This is a genomic window from Dyella sp. PARNA 12/25 (assembly GCF_055702865.1).
On record NZ_JBVQCI010000003.1, the window covers coordinates 460,177 to 481,347 of the forward strand.

Sequence of the window (21,171 nt, forward strand, 5' to 3'; positions counted from 1 at the left end):
AGGGATCAGAACGACAACTAGGGTGCCTTTGCCGCGACTGCGTCCGCCCGCACGCCAGATTGCGCGACATGACGGGTAGGCAGAAGCAACGCAAGGGCCTGGAGGACTAAGCAGATGAGGATGAAACCCGCATTCGTCCAGACAAATGCTTGAGGCGCAAAAGGTGACATCATGCACACGTAGGACATGCGCAGAAAAATGAGCAAGGAAAACAGTGGCACTCCCGGATGCAGGCGCCGCACGCTCCAGCGCTGCACAACATACAGTGCGACCATGGACAGGACCGCGCCTAACGGGCCAAGGGCCAGAAGAAACGGCATGAACTCCGAGCCCACATTGATATTTGAGGCATCCAGGGGGATATCGGTCCCGGCTGTGGCGACGGAACCACTCAGTGGCACCAGCTGATTAATGAGGAAGGTGGCATTGGTGTAGTGCTTTGCAAGCATTGAGGCAAAGTTGTACGGGCCGGCAGTGGCGTAGAGCAGCAACCAGCGGATACCGGCGGGCATCGCCTGATACATGTCGCTGAAAGGCAGCGATACCGTCTCCAGGGTTCCCGATCGAAGTATCCCGAGCACCGAAAACACCGTGCTGCCGATGATCGCCAGCAAGCCGATGGTCTTCCATGGCAACGGTTTGGCCTCGTCTCGGCGGAACGCCATGATCAGCGCGGTCGAAAATAAGGCAGCGAAGAGCCTGTTGCGATCGATCACCAGAACCGGAAAGACAAAGCCAATGAGCATGAGCACATTGCGTAGCCACCTGTTTCGAGTACACAGCATGCCGATCGGCGGAAGCACCCAGCACATATCGGAGATGTGTCGAACATGCTCGCGCATCCCCTCAATCCGCGCATAGGACCCGGGAGCGTCGATCAGCGAGATCGGGAACAAGGTAAGGTCAAGCACGCAGAACAGGATGATGAACGCGGCAAATGCAAGCGCGAGGAACGATTCACGGGTTCCGGCATAGCTTCGCGCACGAAATCGGCCAAGCGGCGGCAACCGCAGACCAGAAACCACATCAAACAACAAAATTGCCAGTGACGTGGTCAGCAGCAGGACTATGCCCTTCAGATAGCCCGCGGGAAGATCGTAGGCGAACAGCGTCATCCCGCAGGTAAGAAGCATGGGAAGGCAAAGGTACGCTGACGGAAGACGAAGAATCCACCTCATGTCCGCTCCGCGAGATGCGCTGCCATTCGCAGCCTGGATCTGGAAACAGCAACGAGCGATAGATAAATGAGCATGTGGGCTACCAGACCCCCTACTCGTCTTTGAAGAAATGAGATTTTGGCGCCGATGAAGTGAAACTGCGCCCTCATCAGCGTGCGGTACGGCTCCTCGAACAAGCACTCCCTTCGTGCCGCGACGCTCTGTGACTCCATGAGGTTAATGATTCGAGTCTTCGTTTCTCGCGTCCTGCTGAAATTTGAGTCGTGGATGCGATAGGCGCACACGAAAACGTCGATAAAGCCGATAGCGTCATGGGCCGCCAGGCGCAAGAAAAAGTCCCAATCGTCAATCCTCAGGCTTTCGCTCCAGCCTGCCACGGTCTCTAGCGAACGCTTTCGGATCAGGGCGACCGGCCCACCTATCGCCCAACGACTGATGACGGCGAGGCGTATGCCGTCGTCGGAGCGGTACAGGCGCTTGTCTGCGTGGTAAAGGTCGCGCATTCCGCTGTCGTGCAGTTTGCGTCCCTCTTTGTCCACGACCACCGAATCGCCGATGACTGCCCATTTGCGCGGATGGTCTAGCAAATATCCCACTTGCGCATCCGTGCCGCCGGGAAGCAAATAGTCGTCGCTGGCCCCCAATCGTAGGAAGTCACCGCGCGCACGTGCGGCCAGCTCGTTCAGCGTTACGGCGATACCCCGGTGATCTCGGCGCGAAAACTCGATGGGTATGTCGTCTCGATGACTTGCCGCCCACTCGGCAATACGTTCGGCCGTGCCGTCCGTCGACCCATCGTCAATGATCACCAGCTCCTTGGAGGGGTATGGATCTTCCAGGACGCTGTCCAGGCAGCGCTGCACAAAGCGTTCATGGTTGAACGCGGGAATAAGCACCGAAACCAAAGGTGCCGGTGTCATCGATACTGCACGGACCATTGTCTTAGTCCTCCAAGGTAGCGACGAACAACCCACACGTTGAACACAAGATAGAGAGCGTAGTTGAAGGTGAAGGCGTATATCGCACCCACCAATCCAAAACGAGCCGTAAGGGCATAGACAAGAGCGACATAGCTAGCGGCAAATACGCATTCGGATATGACGAACAACCGAGTCATTGCCTTGGCCAGCATGAGATAGGAAAGAATGAACGAGGCAATCTTGATGACGTCGCCTGCAAGCTGCGGCGCGTAAAGATCATTGGCTGGCGCAAAGTCAGCATTGAAGAGCAGAAGCGTCACCCAGTCTCGCACCACGTAGATCGCCATGGCCAAGACGACAACAACAGGAAGAAGGAACCTATACGCCTGCCGAAGCTCGGTCACAAGGGACGCGCGATCGGCAAGTGATGCAAGCTTGGGCAGATAATAGACATTGATGGTGCTGGTGATGAACAGCAGGTATGCATCCGATACTTTGCTTACCGCCTGCCAGTAACCCACCTGCCCCCAGCCGAACTGGCCGGAAAGATGATTGCGAACCGCGATATTGATGACCGATGGAAGCAAGGCGGAGACAATGGTCATCATCGAAAAGGTCGCAAGCCGCGTGACCATTTCGCGATCGAACCGCAAGCGCAGCATGCCGCGCTGAAAATAGGGGCTGCGCCACCAGCTCGGCAGGCCAATGGCAAGCCATAGCGCCTGGCCCATAATCAGCGCCAACAGGGCGCCATACAAATGCAGCCATTGCGACAGCCAGGCGACCAAGGCGATATTGAGAGCGGAGCCAGCGATCTGGATGAGCGCGAGGCGGCGTATATCCATGAAGCCATTGATAACGGCAAGCACGTAGTTGGCCAGCGCAATGCCAATCTGCGCGACGGCAAGCACGCAGATGAGATTCGCATATCCGGAATCACCCATAAGCCATCGTGCGATTGGTTGACTGAAGAGCAGCGTGAGGGCACCCATCACGAGGGACGCACCGAACGCATACCAGAGCGCAGCGCCAAGCAGGCGTGGCAGGCGCTGCGGATCGTCTCGATACTCCGCCACATACTTGACCACGCCGGCACTGATGCCACCACCGGCCAGCACCGCAAGCAGCGACATGAGACTCATGAACTGCCCCAACTTACCCACGCCTTCCGGCCCTGCAAACCAGGCCACCATCTTGACGACGAACAGGCCGGCCAACAGGCGCGCACCCGTGGCAGAGGCTGTATATAAGCTCGCACGCACGATATTCATGGCGTAGCCCCGAATGCCAGGCAAGCACGGATCACCTTGGCCACCGCATCCTCGCTAAGTGCCGGACCCATGGGCAAGCTCAGAACCTCACGGTTCAAGCGTTCCGTCACCGGCAGAGCGGCATCGCGCAATGTGGCGTAGGCCGGCTGCAGATGCGATGCCACCGGATAATGCACTTGAGTATGGATGCCGCAAGCCAGCAGGTGCTTTATCAAAGCTTCACGAGAGGTGCTTCGAACAACGAAAAGGTGCCAGACGTGGCTATCTTCGTGCATCACAGTGGGAAGCACGATGTCTCGATGATGGATCGCGTCGCGGTAGCACCTCGCAACCACGCGGCGCCGTGCAATGTCCTCATCTAGGTGCTTCAGCTTCACGCGAAGCATCGCGGCCTGAATTTCATCAAGCCGCGAATTGATGCCGCGAAATGGGTGATGGTATTTCTCGGTGGAACCGTAGTTGCGCAACGCGGCCACTCGCTTGGCCAGCTCATCGTCGTTGGTAACAACAGCGCCGCCGTCACCCAGAGCACCCAGGTTTTTCGTCGGAAAAAAGCTGAAGCCGGCCGCGTCGCCTAACGACCCCGCCTTTTGCCCTTCCCTCGCCGCGCCGTGCGCCTGAGCGGCATCCTCTATCACCAGCAACTTGTATTTCCTGGCCAGTGCGGTGAGCTCGGACATGTCCGCGAGCTGACCGTAAAGGTGCACGGCCATGATGGCGCGCGTGCGCGGACCAATCGCTTCTTCCAGGCGTGCAGGGTCGATATTGAATGTTGAGGCATCCGGCTCGACAGGAACTGGCAGAAGCCGGTTCTCACTGATCGCCAGAAAGCTGGCGATGAAGGTGTTGCCCGGCACAATGACCTCGTCTCCCTCCTTCAGGACACCAAGTTCCTTGTAGCCGCGCAGAACTAGCGATAGCGCATCGAAGCCGCTGCCGACTCCAACGGCGTGTCGAACGCCGCAATAGGCGGCAAACTCCTCCTCGAAGGCCGCCACCTCTTCGCCCAGGATGTACCAGCCAGAATCAATGACCCGCGCCACCGCCTCCTTCAGCTCATCAGCGTAGCGCGCATTTACTTCCCTGGCATCGAGGAATGGGATATCCATCAGAGCACCCATTCATAGAAATCATGCACGACGCCGCGGGCGCCAAAGTACTCCTTCTGCGATACCAAACCACCGTTCAGCACAGCTCCTTCGTGCTCGGTAGAAATGCCAAACGAAAAGTAGTGTCGTTCTCCGTAAGTGCCGATGAGCTCAGCCAGCAAGAGGTTAAGCGCGTTGAGTCGCCTCCCCTCCTCTGAGGCAGCCATGTACTGCGCATGCACCACACGCCCGAAATCATAAACAATCACGCCCGCAAGCAGCTCCTGGTCGCGTCGGGCCTCGTGAAGCACGATGTGTTGCGGAAAGCGTGTCTGTAAGAGGTGTAGCTCATCCAGGCTGTGCGTCGGCACGGCGTCATGGCGGCGCAACACGTCCGACAGCAAGCTGTGAAAGCCGGGTAGGTCTGCGCTGGCCTGTATCTTCAGCCCTGCACCCCGCGCCTTGTTCACGGCCCTTTTTCGCTCGTCTGTGAAGCGAAAGTCCTCTCGCAGATCAATGACCGAGGAAATGTCGCGACGCTTCAATCGCGCTCCGAGCCGGTGCAGTGCGTACAAGTCCTCTTCGGCAGGATACCGATGGAACACATGCGGCACCGCCTTGTACATGACGCGCTCAACGCCAAGCGAGCGGTAGAGTTCGCCGATCTGATCAAAGACGGCAAGTGTCGATTCGGCACGTAACGCGTTTGTCATGATGAGGCCGGCATAGGTCAGGCCACCGTGACTCGCTACTGTCTTGCCCTGGACGTTGGCGGGAAAGATGGCGACCGGCTCAGCATTGCGCTCGATCATTAGCGATTGATCGGAAAAGCGGTGGGCGTGATAGTCCATGTAACCACGCCGATGCAGGAGCACCCCATTCCTCGACGCGTCAACGACTGCGTCCCAGGCCTTCGCATCCGACGGGCCATAGCGCCTAACCGTAAGCATCTATGCCACCACCCCAATCAGCGCCTGCAACCTCGGCGACGCCAAACCCATCCACCCCCATGTCGTTACCGTTATAGAACATCAGCAGCTTGTCATGCTGACGAATGAGCGATGGGTAGCAGATCACTCGCGAGTCCCACCCGCTTGGCGATAGCGTCAGTCCCAGTGCCTCGTCGTGGCGATGCCAGTCGACACCATTGTCGCTGTACGCAAGTCCAGGGAAGTATTCCCCTGTGAGATTGCCGCGTGTGAAGTACATGACGTAACCGTCCCCGCGTCGGTAGACCCGTGGTCGACCGATGCGATACTCGTTGCCGCGTGGACGCAGACATATCTGGTCATCTCGCGGAATCGCAGCAAGGTCGTCGGTCTCTACATAGCGAATGTGATAGCGCGGGAACGGTCGACCGTCGATCGTCTCCCAGTCATCCCCGACGGCATACCACATCCGCCAGACCTGGCCCTCGCGAAGAACCGAATGTACGGCACCAATGGTGCTTCGCCCCGGCGCACGGTCGAGTATCGGCGTTTCCTGTACACGCTCGAAATGATTCCCTCCGTCGAAGGAGATCGCCAGGCCCGTGAAAGCCAAGAACTTTGCCTTGGCTACCCGCTGGAAACCGACATAGAACAGATACAGGCGATCGGTCGCGTCGACGATGTCGCCAAGGATCATGCCGCTATCGTCAAAGCAGCCGCCTCTGCCGATGTCGATAACCGGCTCTGCGCTGACGCGAACCACACTCGTAGGGTCGTCCGCACGCACATCCACATAGCCGATCCGGCTTACGCCATCGCTATCCCGGAAACCTGCATAGACGCGAATCAGATCGTCATCAACGCGATACGGCGTGGGTGTAAGGGCCGAATGGGACATCCAACCACCCACGCCTTGTCGGGCGGTTTCAAATACCAGACCCTTCTTGGTCCAGTCGAACATGTGCCCCTCACAGACTCACGTCGAGACTTGAGCGCCCGGGTACCGCGCGCGCGGGCGATCCTACGTAGACTCGCCCCTCCTCCGTGTCACGGGTGACCAGTGCGCCCGCCCCAATGACGTTATCCGCTGCAATCTTTATATGATCATTGAAGGTAGTGTTGACTCCAATAAAGGTATTGTCGCCGATGTCGCAGTACCCCGAGATTACTGCGTGTGAGGCCACGAATACGTTGTTCCTTACAACGGTTCGATGCCCCACGTGATTGCCGCTCCAGAGTATGCAGTTATTGCCAATGCGGACGAAGGGCTGGATGACATTGCACTCGAAGATGAAACTGTTCTCACCGATTTCAACGTTGCGCCACACGAAAGCACGCGTGCTGACGTAGGTGGCAAACCGGTAACCTCTCTTCTTTGCGTCGAGATAGAAGCGGGTGCGCAGACGATTCAGTTGACTTGCCGGAATGGCAACGAATACGTCGTACTCGGTTGGCGGATAGAGTGCTTCGAGCTCCTCGTATGGCACAACGGGTCTGTCGGCCAACGTTGTCTGCCCTAGATAATCGCGCTCCACGCTGAATGCAGCGACATCGTATCCGCTATCGTGTTCGAAGTATTCGCAGGCGATCAACGCCAGCTCACCCGCACCGATGAGCACTAGCGGCCTTGGCATGCTGCGATATCCCCCTGGCCAGTCCCGCCTCGAACTTCGCTAAGAAACAAGGCGTAGTCCGTGATGTAGTCCGCTGGGTCATAGGGCCGATCCGCCAACACCATCAGTACGCAGTCATCGCTGAAGTCATACATCTCTCGCCACATCATCCGTCTGAGCAGCAATCCCAGCGAAGGATCTTCGAGCACGACCGAGCTTGGACCGCTGCCGTCGTCCAGAAGAAAGGTCACTGACCCGCGTACGGCCACCGCGAGTTGATTGAGGTTTCGATGCGCGTGCATGCCTCGATGCACCCCGCACTTGGTAGAGAACAGGTAGTACACCCGCCGTATCTCGAACGGCACGTTGAGATCCTGCTCCAAGGCAATGAGCATGCCGCGATTGTCGCCATGCTTCTGCAGCTGAACTCGCTCGATTTGCATATCCGTGGCCGGTCGGAAGACGCTTCAAAAAGTGCGTCATTACCTGAGTGCCTACTGAATTCGGAAAGGTTGCTACCGCCCCACATTCTTCGTCGTTCACCAGCGCAAGGGGCCCGTGAATGGTGAGCGCCAACGAGTCAGGCTTCGCGCGCAGTAACCCGGACTAAACATCGTGAAAGATGCAACCTTTCTCAACCGAGCCGGCACCCACGTCGACCGACGTTGCGGTTCGCCATAGTACGGTTGCCTACCTGCAGGCCACGTGCGGTTGCGAGGCGGCCACTTGAGAGCGGCCGATATCTGGCAGTAGCCCTTGCCAAGATGGCTGGAGATGGCACCGGAAATACGGGACCGGGTCCCATCGTCGCGATACGCTTTTCACCTCACATCACAAGCCGCTGAGATAAGTCGCCAGCGCCCGTATGTCGTCGTCGCTCAGAGTCTGCGCCACACCATGCATCACTCTTGCATTGCTTGTGCCGGCTCGGTTGCCGTGCTTGAAGTCGCCCAATTGTTTGGCAAGATAGAGCTCGGATTGGCCGCGCAAGCGCGGAAACGTAGCCCATGGTGGCTGCGGCGCACTGCTTGGATAGGGCTGTGGACCTAGCGCCGCGGGTCCGTGGCAGGCCTGACAGGGGGGAATGCCTAGCGAGGGATCTCCGGCCAGATACAACCGCGCGCCACGAGAGCTCGTATCACCCTGCCCCGCCGGCTTAGGGGCGAGCGAGGCGTAGTAGCTGGCCAGGTCACGCATGTCGGGCTCAGTCAAAGCCGCAGCCTGACCGGTCATGACCGGATCAGTACGCTGCCCGCCATGAAATGATGTCATTTGCACATAGAGATAGGTCGCCGATTGCCCAGCAAGATTCGGAAAGTTTGGCGCTATCGCAATACCCTGCGGACCGTGGCAGGCCGAACATATGGCGGCTTTGCGGGCGCCAGCCTGGGCGTCACCACTTACTGGCCGCATTCGGCGCAGATCCAACACTTCAGTCTGCGCGGACGATGTATGGGAGGTCGCTTGCTGCGCGGTCACTTCAAGCGCGACAGTCAACATAAGCACGCCAACCGACAGGAGACTTGTGCGATGGGTCATCACGCCTCCTACAACTTGAAGTTCAGCATGACACCGACCACGCTTACGTTGTAGTGGAGCTGGCCACCCCTGTCGGTGTAGAGGCGGTGGTCGTAGACGAGTGTGTTGTTGAGCCCCAAATAGTGCCAGTCACTGAATGCGCCGGTCTCGTAGCGACCATACAGACGTACGCCGAGATCACGACTGACCCGGAAGTTCAGGCCAAAGTCGAGGGTATTGGTGCGGTATTTGTTGTCCGGAAATCCGCTTTCAGCCGCAGCCACGCCGGCGGCATCGCGGAAGGCGAGCGCACCGATGGTGGCGTAGCTATAGCCGACATGACCGAACGACCCGGTGTAGTTGTAGCTGAGGTCGGCTCGCACTCGGCCGAAATCGTGACTGGCGCTGAACCCAGCGTTGCGGTTGCTCTCCCGATCAACCTCCCACCACTGATTGGCGTACGGATACAACGGCCCTCCCAGGCTGGGGTTGGCCTGGCCGATCCTGCCGTAGGCATTGCCGTTATCCGCATAGTCAGCGTCATTGACGTTGGAAATGCCCATGTGCGAGCCCTCGACGCCAAGGTAGAGGTTCATCGTCGTCGCCGGATTGGGCTGCCAGTCCCACTGCAGCGTCGCGCCGGTGGTGTTGGTGTTCTGCCGTCCGATCAGGGCATCGTAGTTGTCGCGATTGCCGTAGAACGTGGCCGATACCGTGGCTGACTCGCCCGCCGGGTGGGTCACAATGACGCGCGCCTTGCTCTCGATGCGATTGGATAAGTCGTACTTGCGCATCTCGTCGACCGTGAACGCCGGCAGGCCAATGGCGGGATTGACGAAGCCCGGCAGCGACTGCGAAAAGAACTGCACATAGGGGTCATAGTTGTACTTGTCACCATCGCGTTTGGCGTATTCCCAACTCAGCCGCAAGGTGGCACCCAAGACATCCCGATTGACCCAGTCAAACTTGATCCGTTGATCGTCGACGCGTTTGCGCTCTCGATACTTCGGCTGATTGTGATCGTAGGTGTAGGTGACGCCCAGCGAGCTCTTGCGCCCAAACTGCCAGTCGGCACCCAACTCCAGAATGGAGTCGGTATAGCTGAATGGCACGTTGCGAACCATCACGTTGTATGACCGATACAGCGGATTGTTCGCATCGAAGATGCCGATCGCGCTCGGTATCACGCTTCCCTGTGCACCGTTCTCGGAGATGAAGCCGTACTGGCCGGTAAGTGGGTTATAGGCGAGGTAGCTTGTTTTGTTGTCTTCGCGATACCAGCGCAAGCCGGCATGCCAGCCGAACACGGGGGTGGAATGAAAGGTGAGCCTCGCGTCGAGAAGACCGGTATCTATGCGCGCATTTGCGCTGCGCTGCGACAGCGCCGCGGTGGTATTCCAGTTTGCGCACTGAAAGGTGTAGTCGGCCGTCGGCGCTATGAAGACGCCTCCCGTGCCGCTGCAATTGGTTGGGGGCAGTAGCGCGTCGTTCTGGCGCATCGTTCCCCAGGCGCCCGCCACCGTGAATTGGCCGTTCCACCTGAGCTCGCGCGACAGGTCCAACCGCACATTGTGAAAGTCGTTGTCCGGCTCCAGCGAAAACTGACCGCTGTAGATATTGGCTACCTGTGGCGTGCCGGCCGCGTTGTACAGCGAAAATGGGCTCTGGAAATTCAGGTAGTCCTTGTGATTGCGAAAGAACGAGCCGTTGTAAGTCGCCAGAAAGTGCCAGATCTTCCCGACGTTGCGCACACTTAGATTGATGTCGGTGGTCCGAAAATCGATGGGCCTTACCGTCTCCAGCACACCACCGTTGTCCGGGAACACGTAATTGAAGTACATCGAGCCACCCCAAAGTCGTGTGCCTGTCCGCTTTTCGTTGGTGATCGCTGCGGAAGCAATCCAGTTTTGATAGAGCACGCCTTCATAGCTGAGCCCTTCACGCGTGCGGACAAGCCCGATATTGCGCTCAGGCGTAGCCGCCGACACGGCCGCTACCTGTGCTGGTGTGCTCCCACCGGGGACCAACGACTTAGGCAGGGTCAGGTCGGTCGTGCCAACGCCATTCCAGATCGGATAGGCATTCGTCGACACGGTATGCGGCATGTCGCGGTAGAAACCCTCGATCCTGTAGCTGCCGTAAACGCCTGCGCGCAAGCGATAAAACTGGTCATCCGCGCTGAGGCGGCTGCCGCGGAACTCGGCATATGCGCCGGTTTTTCGATTCTGGAAGTCAAGCGCGATCAAGCCAAGTACAGCGCCGCTACGCCAGCCGGCGTACTGGCGAAAGTACTCCGCATTGCGATCGCCGCCGACGTGAAGGTAGCCGAACTCGAGCGTACCGGAATACGTCCAGTCGCTCTGCCCCACTGACGTGTACGCATCGACCATCGGTGGATAGGGGTACAGTGCGCCAGTGGGCGTACGCAGCATACCTGCATGCAGATACGACATCCCGTCCGGATCGGTCGGCTGCAGCATCGGTGTCCAGCCACGAGGATCAAGCGCATTGCCAAACTGCATGTCGCCCACACGCATGGTGTCACTGGTATCACCGGCCAGTGTGTCTCGCGCACCAAACAGTCCCAGCAGCAGACTCAGCGTCATGGCTGTCGGTCGCGTGCGATTTTCCTTCAGCGCAAACATCGTGCGCCTCCGTCACTCGTGGAAGTTCGGTCCGGAAGGATTGTTCGAGCCGTGGATATTGCTGTGACAGGTCAGGCAGCCGCGCCCGATAATTCGCTCGTCCGGGTGCGGTCCGGTACCCAGGCCTGCCGGAGTCTGCAAGTCGTTTGGATGCAGCGTCATGGTGTGGCATTGCTGGCACAACATCGGGATCGGTGCGACCAGCAGGGCTTGCTGATTGGATCCGTGCACATCGTGGCAGTTGAGGCAATTCGCGCGAACCGGCGCGTGCTCGAACAGGAATGGTCCACGTTTCTCGGCATGGCAGGTGTAGCAGGTCTCGTTGACCGTATCGGTCTTAAGCAGAGGCTTGGTGATACTGCCGTGCGGGTTGTGGCAGTCCACGCAGGCTATTTGCCCCTCCGGCAACGGCATGTGTGAGCGACGATTGAATTTGGCAATGATGTCCTGGTGGCAAGTCGCGCACACCTCGTTGGCGGATGATTTAGCAAGCACGCCCTCCGGCGAAAGCCGCGCCATCGGATTGTGGCAATCAGTACACGACAGCCCGCGGTTCTCGTGAATCGAGCCGCTCCAGTGCTGTCGCGCGCCACCGGCGTGACAGCTCAGGCACACGCCGGCCTGCTCCCGCGGCGACGTCTTTGCATCGTGAGTGAACGCAATGATCGAACCTGGCGCGGTTGGATTCTTGGCGTGTTCGGAACCTGGGCCATGGCAGGTTTCGCAGGCCGCCTGCGGACCAGTGTTCGCCGCTCCAGCGCGGAACGAAGCGACGTGCAAGCTGTGGGAAGCCTGCATGTCTTCCTGTGCGTGACAGGCCTCACAGGTCTTGGCGCCGACTGCCTGAGCCTCCGGCGCCCGGGAGTTCGCAGGAATCGATGCTGCATCGAAAGGTGTAGCCAGGCCGTCACCGATAGGCGGCAAGTGTGGATTTCTCTCGCGTGCCGCGTTCGCTCCCATATCCGTGGATGGCAGCATTCTGGCGATATCGCTTTGAGTGAGCTCGCTGGAAGAGCTTCGAGCAGCATCCGTTGAATTGCCGTTGCTAGCAGACGCCTGCTGGGCATTTGCGTCATGCGAGCTCAGCAGCATGACGCCGACGACCAGCGCGGCACCAAGCAAAGCTGCAACCATCAACGACGTCACACGCATGGATTGAAGCCCTTCTTCAGGAGGAACGCTCAACGACCTCCAGCCAGACCCATGCTGGCGGATTCCGCGGGGACGCGGACATCTCTTCGAATGAGGCATTTCCCAAGCAGCTTCAGCGAGGGCTGCTCCAGATAGCGATAACTGATTAGCCCCGCTGCCAACCCGATCATTCCCATGACGATGGCAAGCAACGATCGATCAACCTCCCCTACCCATCCGAGATGCTTGAATACCGCAGCGATGCCGATGAACAAAATGGCATGCCACAAATATATCGAGTACGAGGCATCGCCCAGATATTGCAGCGCTCTGGGCATGATCCAGGTAGCTCGCATCTCCAGCGCGAGAACCCCATAGACGATCAGGGCAGCGGGGAACCCCCACCACACCAATCGCAGCAAGTACGACTGTGCCGCCCGACCTCCATCGTGGTGCAGCTCAAACGCCCCGAAGATTAGCCATGTCATGCCAACGCCTATGGATGCGGCGCAGTAGCGGCTTTGACCACGCTCGACCAGAACTCCGATAAGCACCCCCAACATGAATTCCAGCAGGATGGGAGCGAACAGGTAGTCCAGAGGGATAGGCAAACCGAAGACCGACCCAAGCAGAGTCGCCAAACCGATGACGGTGAACCAGGTGAGAAGTCCTGCAAGGATTTTCTTTGGGAAAAGGAAGAGGCAAAGCGCCACTACTGCATAAAAGTAGACTTCGAACGTTAACGTCCACGCGGCTTGAACGCGGTAGTTGGGGATGCCGTTGATCAGAAAGAAGAGCTCCGACTGAGGCTTCCTGACAAACGATGCCGGCAAGGGAACCCAGATCATGATGATGGCAGCCACGCCGAACGCGATCCAATACAGCGGATAGATTCTGATGATCCGCTTCAACGTAAACTCGTAGACCGTGCGGCCGCGGCCGACGATATCCACTTGGGTCGCCGATCGCATTGCGACGTTGTAGATGATGAAACCCGATATCACGAAAAAGATGTCAACCCCGGAGGGGCCGATGGAGTCCACATAGGGCTGCGCCCAATGCGTTCGCATGGGAACTATGTCCCAGAACATGTGGCTTGCAACAACCATCAGGGCCGCAATCGCCCGAAGGCCCTGAATATTCCGATAGTTCACCCTTTCCGATTCCATGACATGGCCAGGCGCGCTCAGCAACGGAAACCAAGCTTGGCCGGCAAAATCGGAACCCGATCCGCAGTCGGCCTTACGCACAACATTGATCGCATTGAGCCCCCGTGTTGCATGACTCGCGTCTTCGCAGAGGAATTTTGCGAGCCCATGCCACTTCGTGCACCCGAGAGCGCACGACGGCACAACCGGTAGTGCCGGCAAAGCCGCAAATGGTTGCATCTACGACGGGACGTTTTCGAATCTGTGGGGCACCGCCACGCAGCAGGGCCACTTGCCGGCGACCTGCCGGACGGCCAAAACGTCGGCCCTGAGTTATGCATCCTGGGTCTGGCCTACGGGCCGAGGCACCGTTGCCTGTCAAGGCCGGCAATGAGGCCAGCCTGGATATTCCAACGGAGCGCTTCTTCCTGAATGACCGCTACCGGCTAGGTTCCCCGCCCTCCAGCCTAAACGCCTTTTCGTTGACCACACCTCTTTGACCGTACTGGCGGTATAGAGTCTCGGGGCCGTCACCCGGGAAGGCGCACCCGCCAATCATGTCGTTACGGGGTACTCAGACGATGAGCCGATGCGTCGCGACAATCCGTTAGTTCGCATTCACCGCACAACCTCTTTCGTGGCTTGCGGACGAAGCGCCCACCGGGTGGTTGTGCGGTTGCCCGATAGGTTCGTGGCGCTGTTTTCCCGCCCGCGCGAAACGTTCGATGGGGTGGGCGGCCTTCTTGGCTACATGCTGCTGGGTATTGGCGTATGTTTGCCTGTAGCGACCCATGCCCAGTCGACCACCGTGAGCGGAACCGTGGCGCTAAGCTCGCAACTTGTGGACAGAGGCCAGGCGATCACCCCAGAGACGCCCATATTGCAGGGCGCCGCCTCATGGGCTTTGCCTTCGCAATGGTCGCTTGGAGTGTCGGCGAGCATCGAAACGCGTTCGCCCGATCACATTGTGCAGGCGCTCGCGCAGGCATCCCGGTACTGGGTGCTTTCCACCGACTGGCAGATGCAAACGAACCTGGCTTACTACGACTACCCCAACGACAGCCACCCGAAAGCTTTCGATCGGGTCGAGGCCAGCCTCGCCTGGATCTACCGCGACGTCCTGACACTCGACTTATCGGCCATCTACCCCGTGGGCAAGGTGGAACATCGGCCACGCGGCGCGTTCGACATCAATTTCCACTGGCCTTTGCCAAAGCACTTTTACCTTTCCGCCGGCATAGGTGTCAGTCAGGCCGTCAGCACGTACAACGGCTACTACGAATATGGCACCGCAAGTTCATACGAATACGACGGGAAAGGGTATGAGCAGTACAGTCGATTCAAGAGCTATGGCTACGGCGATATCGGCCTCCTGTGGAGCTATGGCCCGTGGCAAATCGAGTTGGATCGCATCCTGACGTCTGGGCTGCCGGAGAGGCCGGGCTACCCGGATACCGCCCATTGGGTTGCGACGATCTCGCGATCGTTTTGACATTGGGGAAAACCTTTTTGCGCTAGCAGGGTACTCACGCCTCAACAACCCTTCTTTCGAGACGGCCATGAATGACGCCGACATCGATGCAGACGCGACCGATCGCATCCTGCTCCAGCGCATGTCGCGCGGGGACCGCACCGCCCTGGCTGTTCTGTACCGTAGCTACCACGGCAGGTTATGCCGCTTTCTTTCGCGGCTGACGCGGCGACCTGATGTCATCGAAGAGGTCATTAACGACTGCTTCTGGATTGCCTGGCAAAAGGCAGACAACTTCCATGGAGACTCCCGCGTCTCGACCTGGATCATCGGGATTGCCTACCGATGCGGACTTAAGGCGTTGCGCCAACATGGCGATGAGCAATTGGAAGATGATGTACTGATCGAAGATCGTTTTCCGGCCCACTGCCCGGACGAGGACCGCGAGCTGCGCGATTGGCTAGCCAAGGGACTGAGTCGCCTATCCGCGGACCAGCGACTAGTTATTGAATTGGTCTATGGAATGGGCCACCCCTTGGACGAGGTCGCCGTCATCATGCAGTGCCCCGTCGGCACGATTAAGGCCCGCCTGTTTCACGCGCGGGTCAAGTTGCGCAACACGCTTCCAGCACTAGCTGGAGAACCGCTCGTCCACAAAGAGAATAAGTCATGATGTTTACCGCGGACATCAGCAAGGATTGCGCCCGCACCTGGGAAGCGATGCCATGGGCGCTGCAAAGCAACGCCATGCAAGACCAGGAGGACTGGCTGACGCTGCATCTGGCACAGTGCGAGTCGTGCTGCGAAGCATTCGCGCAAGAAAGTCATCTGCGGCTTGCCCTATCGCTGCCTTCGGATATATCGGTAAACGCAGATGCGGGGCTCAGGCGCCTACTTGCCCGTATCGAAGCACCTGACGGACGGGACGCATCGTTGCGCTCGCGCTCGGGAAACTGGCTGACGCGTGCGCTGGTCGCCGCAGTTCTCGTGCAGGCCATCGGCATTGGTGTTTTGGGCGCAAAGCTCTGGTCTGAGACAGGACATGCGTCCTATCACACGCTGAGCCAGAAAACCCTGTCGGTGCCGCCAGGTGCAATTCATGTCGTGCCCGACCGAACCATGACGCTGTCCGAGTGGAATTCACTGCTCCACTCCCTCGGGCTCCGGGTCGTAGGCGGACCCAATGACGTTGGCGCATACACGGTCGTTGCGACAGATACCACGCTGACGCCACAGAATGCGTTGCATAAGCTGCGCGCCACCAACGGCATCCGTCTGGCGGAGCCCGCCACAACCACTCCATGAAACGCAGCACCCTAGAACTCGTGTTAGTCGTCATGGTGGCCGCTCTGGGAGCGTACGCGCCATCGTGCTTCGCGGCGGCCCAGGGTAGCGAAACAACTCAGACCCCAGACGCCAATGTGGCCTTGATGGATACTGGGCGTGATGTGGTGCTGGCCGTGGCCAACCCGGTCGATCCACCCACCAGTCACGCAGGTTCCAACCTTCTCGGCTATAGCCCTGCGGGAAACTACGGTGCCGGGCAGCGCGCGGTTTCCACCATGGCCGCGCTGAAGGAAACTTATGGCGTGCGGGAAATCACCAGCTGGCCGATCAAAGCCCTCGGCTTGTACTGCATCGTGCTGGAGCCGCCCCCGGGCATGAATCGCGAGGCGTTACTTGACGCGTTGTCGAAGGACAGCCGTGTGCAGCTCGCCCAGCCACTGCAGGACTATGCCGTATATGCAGATGATGCCAAGGATTCACACCACTACAACGATCCCTACGTCGACCTCCAGCGAGGGTTTGTAGAGACCGATGCGGCAGTCGCGCACAACCTGACCCAGGGCGCAGGGGTTCACATCGCGATCGTCGACACGGGTGTGGACATGATGCATCCCGATCTCAAGGGTAACATTCGCAATGCGCGAAACCTGGTCGATGCCGATGTATCGACGTTCAACGGCGACAGTCATGGGACCGAAGTGGCCGGTATCATCGCGGCAATCGGTGACAATCATCTGGGCATTGTTGGCATAGCCCCCAAGGCCATGCTCAGCGTTTACAAGGCTTGTTGGTACACGACTGCTCGGGATACGGGTGCGCACTGCAACTCTTTCACCCTTGCCAAGGCACTTGCTGCTGTCATCGACACCGATGCGCGCATTGTCAATTTGAGTCTCGGCGGCCCGGCCGACCCGCTACTCAACAAACTACTCAACCAGTTGCTATTTGAGGGGCGCATCATCGTCGCCGCCTTACCGCCAGACGGCAGCACCGCAGGATTTCCAGACGATCTTCCAGGTGTCATCCTGGTGCGTGTGAGCGGAAAGTCCTCGGCGCCACCCAATGTCCTGAGTGCCCCGGGAAGTGACATCCTCACCACTCAACCAGGCGGGGGGTACAACTTTGCCTCGGGTTCCTCTATGGCTGCGGCGCACGTAAGCGGCATGACTGCCCTGTTGCTGTCGCTCGCGCCACGATTGGATGCGCGATCGGTTCACGACATCTTGTTACGTAGCAGCAAGGGTTCCAATGGTGCGCGTCAGGTGAACGCAGCCACGGCCATCTCCGAGCTACGTGAACAACAGCAGGCAGTACGCTGATGTCGGGCTTCAACCTGCCACGTCTGAGCCGATCGTCAGGGCACGCGCCGAAACGCTATGTCATGACAAGGCGAGCGTCGCAGTGAAAAGTCGATACAGCGCCATTCATCCTCTGTCTGACGCCATGATCCAGACACCATTGGGTCCAGATGGAGTGCTGGACTGGGTCGGCATGAACGACATCGCCTTGCCGATATATTTCGATGCTGGCAATGGCGACTTGCGGTGCACCGGAGCAAGGGTCGGCGCCTTCGTCAATCTGGTTTGCGCGGAACGGCGCGGCATACACATGTCACGTTTGTATCTGCTGGCGGACGAACACCTGGCGGGAAAACCCATTGATGTTCAGCGATTGCAGCACCTGCTGGAAGCTTTCGTGCAGTCACACCAAGGCATGTCCGATCGCGCCCGGATCCGTATCCACTTTGAACATTTCGTGCGTCGCCCTGCGCTTTGCAGCGGCAACAGCGGGTGGCGGGCGTATCCGATTCTGATAGAGGCGAGCCTTGATGAGCGCGGCTTCCGGTGGGAGCTTGGCACCGACATCCTCTACTCGTCGACATGTCCGGCTTCTGCGGCGCTATCGCGCCAACTTATCCAGCAGCAGTTCACAAGGGATTTCGCTGCCGCCGAGCCACTGGATCACGACACGATCGAAGCATGGCTTGGCAGCGAAGAAGGCATTGCGGCCACCCCGCATGCGCAACGCAGCACTGCCCGGATCCGGGCTCGCTTCGTCGATGGCGCGCCTCTTAACCTGATCGCCCTGCTTGATCGAGTCGAGCAATCACTTGGAACCCCTGTGCAAACGGCAGTCAAACGCGAGGACGAACGGGCCTTCGCCCGTGCAAACAGCTGCAACCTCATGTTCTGCGAGGATGCGGCCCGCCGTATCCAGCGCTCGCTCGATGCTGATGAGAGCATTGTCGACTTCAGCGTCAGTGTTGAACACCACGAAAGCCTGCATGCCCATGATGCAGTAGCCTACGCCAGCAAACAGTGCCGCGAATAACTTCCGACCCCCTGAGGGCTAAACCGTGCCCACCTCGGCTCTAGTGAATCCTTGCGTCATGCGCTGCGCATGCTACGCCAACGTGCAATTCGTGGCTGCGACCATGACTGTCTCCTCCGTTCCGTCGAGTTGAGGAATCACGGTATGAGTGCCGCCCCCATACTGTCCGGCGGGCCGCTGGGCGATAGCACCGGGCGCAATTACTCGCGCAAGTTGCAGCTCTTCAATGCTTTCGCCGAGCCTGAGCTGAGAATCGCGATTGCGGGCCTGGGACTGAGGCCAGGCATGCGCGTGTTGGACGCAGGCTGCGGAACAGGTGAAGCACTGAGGTGGCTTTCGGAAGCCGTCGATCCCGGCGGCCTGGTAGTCGGCGCCGAACTTTCAACACCGCACCTTTCCGCCTGCTGGCAAGACCCGCCGCGCAGTGTCGTCGTGCAAGCGGACTTATCCCAATTGCCGCTCCACGATGCAAGCTTTGATCTCATCTGGTGCACAAATACCATTCATCACCTACACAATCCCCTAGCGGTTCTAAGAAAGCTGTCTTCGCTATTGCGCGACGGCGGGCGGATCGTGCTAGGCCAGAGCTCGCTCGTGCCTGACATGTATTTTGCCTGGGACTCTCGTCTCGAGCGCCTGACGAACGAAGCCGTGCGGCGCTACTACTTGGAGCGTTACGGACTAAAAGAGCAGGATCTCAAGGCAGTTCGTGCTGTTGTTGGCCTTATGAATGGCGCAGGGCTTCGCCGTACAGAAGTGCGAACGCTTACCATCGAGCGCACCTTTCCTGTGGACCCCAACACGGAGGCCTATCTTCTGGAAGCGATTTTCCGTAACACCTGGGGCGAGCGTCTGCGGCCTTATCTGTCGAGTGAGGACTACACTGAACTCTCTCGCTTGTGCGATCCGCAGCATGTGGACTACATGCTGCGCCGAGAAGACTTCCATTTCCTACAGACTTTCACGCTAGCTTTAGGGGCACATGGGGATCGGTAATCTCCCTCACCCTGCTTTTACGTGGAATCGTCACATTTTCGATGACCCAAGGACTCGTGCTGTGGCGTGGCTCATTCATAGGGTCGAGACTGCCGGCGCCACGATGCCAGGGAGTAAGAGAATCGTGACTATGTCATGTCACCTTTCATAACCCGGAGCCCATCTTAAGTGATACTTCCGTAGGCTCGCGTTGTACCAGGTGAAGTTGCGTGAAACGATCCGGATCGGTCCAGCCGTGTTCGGGTTCAACTTGCCCGTCTGATGCACGGTAGTGGCCCGCGCCACCTCGGTTATGCCGTCGTCGGGCATGTCGATCGCGATGGTCTCGTAGTCGTGCCGCGCTAGCGGCTCGCCAAGGATCATCGACATCTGTCGGCCATGGGTTCCGACGCCATGGAACAGGGTGACTTTCACCTTCCGGTCAGGGTTGCGATAGGTATCGAGATGAACGCGGTGACCATGACAGTCCCACCATTCCTCATGGAGGCATGTCCACTCTGGATTGCGAACCTCACCATCTATGGCAGAGCCGACTTTGTGTTTTCACGCAGCCTCGGTCAGAAGCGGACGCTACCATAGCTTGTTCTTTCCCAGGCCACCGTTCTGTTCGGTGCTCCAAAACACTTGCTGCAACCCGGATGTCGGCGATTACTGCCCACCATCTGGCGCTTGGGTAGGTGTGATCTGCCTACGTGAGGCTCGAGACCCAGGCAAGGCCGCGCGAGTCGTCTGCCAATCCTGCTGACCGACGCCAGTTCCTGTCGGGCCCATTGAAATGGGGATGCTTCGATAGGTCTCCACGGGTACACCGTTTCGGAAGGCGGGTGCAAGCTTCCATTGTCTAACTGCAGCAACAGCCGCAGCATCCAATGCTTCGCGGCCTGAGCTTATCTCCACTTGGACATCCACCGTTCGTCCCTGCTTGTCAACTACAGCAAGCACGATGGTGATGCCTGACATTAGACTTCCGTCCCCGTTGCGCGGCCACGCCGTGTTGTAATTCGGCTGCCCTGGAACGCGGATTGTCAACTTGGCAGATGGCTGCGTCATGCACCCGGCCAAACATGCCGACAGAGCCAGCAAAGACACGACATACCTCAAACTAATCACACTTCGCCTCGTATTGAATGCAAGCCCTTATGGGTGCTGGTTGATCCTGTCTGCCACGGGTCGGAAGCAGACTTAGTAGCCCCAAATGCAACGCTCTCCACCGCCCATCGCGACGCCGCGAAACCCGCGATGGTCGAAGTTGTTCCAGCTCCCGTGGCTGCTGGATATGCGTGTGGTTTGAGATTGGAAACTACCGGTGCGCTCTATCAGTCAATCGACTGTGCCGTCGCAAAGTTCCAATCGCGTAATCCAATCTATGGCGGACGGACTTCCGGCGACAGCTGCAGCATCGAAGGGATCTGGCAAGCCATATTTCTCAAAGCGACCTTCGCTGCTTCGATGGCGGCAAAGGCACGCCACTCCAATGCCCACCCCGTCGCCAGGTCCCACTGGTATGGCTGTGCGTAAACGACGCGCCGTGCGCAAAGATGGATCATCCGCAATGCATCGCGTGCCGTCGTTATCGAGGTTAGTCAGCCAATCTGTTTCAAGCGTCTTCGCGGAAGATCTGCTTTGGGTTGCGAGATTCAACCGG

General features: G+C 58.7%; 20 protein-coding genes. 6 read left to right on the forward strand and 14 right to left on the reverse strand.

The window, feature by feature from the left end; translation table 11 throughout:
• Positions 1-17: 17 nt before the first annotated feature.
• From AC0GUR_RS09790 to AC0GUR_RS09845, 12 genes are all read right to left on the reverse strand, one after another.
• Entirely contained in the window at positions 18-1,178 is a 1,161-nt protein-coding gene (locus AC0GUR_RS09790; RefSeq protein WP_472877269.1) for a hypothetical protein, read from the reverse strand.
• Positions 1,175-2,116, reverse strand: coding sequence for a glycosyltransferase (locus tag AC0GUR_RS09795; protein ID WP_472877270.1), 942 nt, complete (start codon positions 2,114-2,116; stop codon positions 1,175-1,177). Before AC0GUR_RS09795 ends, AC0GUR_RS09790 begins: the two co-directional genes overlap by 4 nt.
• Positions 2,095-3,369, reverse strand: a complete 1,275-nt coding sequence (locus AC0GUR_RS09800; protein WP_472877271.1) for an O-antigen translocase — start codon at positions 3,367-3,369, stop codon at positions 2,095-2,097. The genes AC0GUR_RS09795 and AC0GUR_RS09800 overlap by 22 nt, the downstream gene beginning before the upstream one ends.
• On the reverse strand, positions 3,366-4,478 hold the full coding sequence (locus AC0GUR_RS09805) for a DegT/DnrJ/EryC1/StrS family aminotransferase (RefSeq protein WP_472877377.1): 1,113 nt from the start codon (positions 4,476-4,478) through the stop codon (positions 3,366-3,368). Before AC0GUR_RS09805 ends, AC0GUR_RS09800 begins: the two co-directional genes overlap by 4 nt.
• Entirely contained in the window at positions 4,478-5,407 is a 930-nt protein-coding gene (locus tag AC0GUR_RS09810) for a GNAT family N-acetyltransferase (RefSeq protein ID WP_472877272.1), read from the reverse strand. Before AC0GUR_RS09810 ends, AC0GUR_RS09805 begins: the two co-directional genes overlap by 1 nt.
• Positions 5,394-6,347 (reverse strand): hypothetical protein, encoded by a 954-nt coding sequence (locus tag AC0GUR_RS09815; RefSeq protein WP_472877273.1) that lies wholly within the window; start codon positions 6,345-6,347, stop codon positions 5,394-5,396. The genes AC0GUR_RS09810 and AC0GUR_RS09815 overlap by 14 nt, the downstream gene beginning before the upstream one ends.
• Before the next feature lie 7 nt (positions 6,348-6,354).
• Positions 6,355-7,020: an acetyltransferase gene (locus AC0GUR_RS09820; protein WP_472877274.1), complete on the reverse strand. Its 666-nt coding sequence runs from the start codon at positions 7,018-7,020 to the stop codon at positions 6,355-6,357.
• Positions 7,005-7,442 carry a sugar 3,4-ketoisomerase gene (locus AC0GUR_RS09825; protein WP_472877275.1) on the reverse strand — a complete coding sequence of 146 codons (438 nt, stop codon included), beginning with the start codon at positions 7,440-7,442 and terminating at the stop codon, positions 7,005-7,007. Before AC0GUR_RS09825 ends, AC0GUR_RS09820 begins: the two co-directional genes overlap by 16 nt.
• A 388-nt stretch (positions 7,443-7,830) precedes the next feature.
• Positions 7,831-8,538 carry a c-type cytochrome gene (locus AC0GUR_RS09830; protein WP_472877276.1) on the reverse strand — a complete coding sequence of 236 codons (708 nt, stop codon included), beginning with the start codon at positions 8,536-8,538 and terminating at the stop codon, positions 7,831-7,833.
• An 8-nt stretch (positions 8,539-8,546) separates the two neighbouring features.
• Positions 8,547-11,162: an MtrB/PioB family outer membrane beta-barrel protein gene (locus tag AC0GUR_RS09835; protein ID WP_472877277.1), complete on the reverse strand. Its 2,616-nt coding sequence runs from the start codon at positions 11,160-11,162 to the stop codon at positions 8,547-8,549.
• Between the two features lie 12 nt (positions 11,163-11,174).
• A complete protein-coding gene (locus AC0GUR_RS09840; protein WP_472877278.1) occupies positions 11,175-12,314 on the reverse strand; it encodes a DmsE family decaheme c-type cytochrome in 1,140 nt (379 codons plus the stop codon).
• Between the two features lie 29 nt (positions 12,315-12,343).
• Complete coding sequence (locus AC0GUR_RS09845) at positions 12,344-13,543, reverse strand: acyltransferase family protein (RefSeq protein ID WP_472877279.1); 1,200 nt, start codon at positions 13,541-13,543, stop codon at positions 12,344-12,346.
• 589 nt (positions 13,544-14,132) lie between these two features.
• On the opposite strand from AC0GUR_RS09845, the gene AC0GUR_RS09850 reads away from it, so the two are divergent.
• The 6 genes from AC0GUR_RS09850 to AC0GUR_RS09875 all read left to right on the forward strand — a co-directional run bounded on the left by AC0GUR_RS09850 (position 14,133) and on the right by AC0GUR_RS09875 (position 19,526).
• On the forward strand, positions 14,133-14,933 hold the full coding sequence (locus tag AC0GUR_RS09850; protein ID WP_472877280.1) for a TorF family putative porin: 801 nt from the start codon (positions 14,133-14,135) through the stop codon (positions 14,931-14,933).
• Between the two features lie 67 nt (positions 14,934-15,000).
• Complete coding sequence (locus AC0GUR_RS09855; protein ID WP_472877281.1) at positions 15,001-15,585, forward strand: RNA polymerase sigma factor; 585 nt, start codon at positions 15,001-15,003, stop codon at positions 15,583-15,585.
• Complete coding sequence (locus AC0GUR_RS09860) at positions 15,582-16,217, forward strand: zf-HC2 domain-containing protein (RefSeq protein ID WP_472877282.1); 636 nt, start codon at positions 15,582-15,584, stop codon at positions 16,215-16,217. The genes AC0GUR_RS09855 and AC0GUR_RS09860 overlap by 4 nt, the downstream gene beginning before the upstream one ends.
• Positions 16,214-17,518 carry a S8 family serine peptidase gene (locus AC0GUR_RS09865; RefSeq protein WP_472877283.1) on the forward strand — a complete coding sequence of 435 codons (1,305 nt, stop codon included), beginning with the start codon at positions 16,214-16,216 and terminating at the stop codon, positions 17,516-17,518. The genes AC0GUR_RS09860 and AC0GUR_RS09865 overlap by 4 nt, the downstream gene beginning before the upstream one ends.
• A 124-nt stretch (positions 17,519-17,642) precedes the next feature.
• A complete protein-coding gene (folE2, locus tag AC0GUR_RS09870) occupies positions 17,643-18,530 on the forward strand; it encodes a GTP cyclohydrolase FolE2 (RefSeq protein ID WP_472877378.1) in 888 nt (295 codons plus the stop codon).
• Positions 18,531-18,674: 144 nt separating this feature from the next.
• A complete protein-coding gene (locus AC0GUR_RS09875; protein WP_472877284.1) occupies positions 18,675-19,526 on the forward strand; it encodes a class I SAM-dependent methyltransferase in 852 nt (283 codons plus the stop codon).
• A 138-nt stretch (positions 19,527-19,664) separates the two neighbouring features.
• Here AC0GUR_RS09875 and AC0GUR_RS09880 read toward each other — a convergent pair whose 3' ends face one another.
• Together AC0GUR_RS09880 and AC0GUR_RS09885 are read right to left on the reverse strand one after the other, a co-directional pair.
• Positions 19,665-19,940, reverse strand: coding sequence for a hypothetical protein (locus tag AC0GUR_RS09880; RefSeq protein WP_472877285.1), 276 nt, complete (start codon positions 19,938-19,940; stop codon positions 19,665-19,667).
• A 234-nt stretch (positions 19,941-20,174) separates the two neighbouring features.
• A complete protein-coding gene (locus AC0GUR_RS09885; RefSeq protein WP_472877286.1) occupies positions 20,175-20,576 on the reverse strand; it encodes a TonB family protein in 402 nt (133 codons plus the stop codon).
• Between the last annotated feature and the right edge of the window lie 595 nt (positions 20,577-21,171).

Bases quoted from the DNA above. Each gene is read 5' to 3' on its own strand.
- AC0GUR_RS09835 (WP_472877277.1), bottom strand. From the start codon at position 11,162: ATGTTTGCGCTGAAGGAAAATCGCACGCGACCGACAGCCATGACGCTG.
- AC0GUR_RS09855 (WP_472877281.1), top strand. From the start codon at position 15,001: ATGAATGACGCCGACATCGATGCAGACGCGACCGATCGCATCCTGCTC.
- AC0GUR_RS09820 (WP_472877274.1), bottom strand. From the start codon at position 7,020: ATGCCAAGGCCGCTAGTGCTCATCGGTGCGGGTGAGCTGGCGTTGATC.
- AC0GUR_RS09800 (WP_472877271.1), bottom strand. From the start codon at position 3,369: ATGAATATCGTGCGTGCGAGCTTATATACAGCCTCTGCCACGGGTGCG.
- AC0GUR_RS09875 (WP_472877284.1), top strand. From the start codon at position 18,675: ATGAGTGCCGCCCCCATACTGTCCGGCGGGCCGCTGGGCGATAGCACC.
- AC0GUR_RS09795 (WP_472877270.1), bottom strand. From the start codon at position 2,116: ATGGTCCGTGCAGTATCGATGACACCGGCACCTTTGGTTTCGGTGCTT.
- AC0GUR_RS09805 (WP_472877377.1), bottom strand. From the start codon at position 4,478: ATGGATATCCCATTCCTCGATGCCAGGGAAGTAAATGCGCGCTACGCT.
- AC0GUR_RS09825 (WP_472877275.1), bottom strand. From the start codon at position 7,442: ATGCAAATCGAGCGAGTTCAGCTGCAGAAGCATGGCGACAATCGCGGC.
- AC0GUR_RS09810 (WP_472877272.1), bottom strand. From the start codon at position 5,407: ATGCTTACGGTTAGGCGCTATGGCCCGTCGGATGCGAAGGCCTGGGAC.
- AC0GUR_RS09790 (WP_472877269.1), bottom strand. From the start codon at position 1,178: ATGAGGTGGATTCTTCGTCTTCCGTCAGCGTACCTTTGCCTTCCCATG.
- AC0GUR_RS09885 (WP_472877286.1), bottom strand. From the start codon at position 20,576: ATGACGCAGCCATCTGCCAAGTTGACAATCCGCGTTCCAGGGCAGCCG.
- AC0GUR_RS09815 (WP_472877273.1), bottom strand. From the start codon at position 6,347: ATGTTCGACTGGACCAAGAAGGGTCTGGTATTTGAAACCGCCCGACAA.
- AC0GUR_RS09860 (WP_472877282.1), top strand. From the start codon at position 15,582: ATGATGTTTACCGCGGACATCAGCAAGGATTGCGCCCGCACCTGGGAA.
- AC0GUR_RS09830 (WP_472877276.1), bottom strand. From the start codon at position 8,538: ATGACCCATCGCACAAGTCTCCTGTCGGTTGGCGTGCTTATGTTGACT.
- folE2 (WP_472877378.1), top strand. From the start codon at position 17,643: ATGATCCAGACACCATTGGGTCCAGATGGAGTGCTGGACTGGGTCGGC.
- AC0GUR_RS09840 (WP_472877278.1), bottom strand. From the start codon at position 12,314: ATGCGTGTGACGTCGTTGATGGTTGCAGCTTTGCTTGGTGCCGCGCTG.
- AC0GUR_RS09865 (WP_472877283.1), top strand. From the start codon at position 16,214: ATGAAACGCAGCACCCTAGAACTCGTGTTAGTCGTCATGGTGGCCGCT.